The 337-nt window shown below is 68.8% G+C and carries 1 pseudogene; it reads left to right on the top strand.

Features of this window, described 5'->3' with window-relative positions:
• Positions 1-32: 32 nt before the first annotated feature.
• Positions 33-337 (top strand): annotated as a pseudogene (locus RCF13_RS07970) (MFS transporter); the annotation flags it as partial.

Genomic DNA, 337 nt, shown 5'->3' with positions numbered 1-337 from the left:
CCCTACTGGAGAAAGTAGCCGACCGACCCGCGATGCTCACCGGCGCCGCTGTCCTCGTCGTGGGCACGGCGATCGGCGCACTGCTGCCGAGCTATGCGCTGTTGCTGCCGCTGTGGCTGGTGATCGGCTTTGGCTACAGCGTGGCGCAGACGCCATCCGGCCGTCTTCTGCGCCGCTCGGCCCACGCCGAGGACCGTCCAGCGATCTTCGCGGCCCACTTCGCGCTGTCGCACGCCTGCTGGCTCATCTGCTACCCGCTGGCCGGACGCTTCGGCGCGGCCATGGGGCTGCAATCGACGTTCGTCGTCATGTCCTTGATCGGCCTAGCTGGCGTGGC

Origin of the sequence: Stenotrophomonas maltophilia group sp. RNC7, assembly GCF_030910085.1 — a bacterium.
GTDB classification, from domain to species: domain Bacteria; phylum Pseudomonadota; class Gammaproteobacteria; order Xanthomonadales; family Xanthomonadaceae; genus Stenotrophomonas; species Stenotrophomonas sepilia.
Note: the sequence above shows the minus strand (reverse complement) of the source record. Positions and strands in the feature narration are given on the sequence as shown.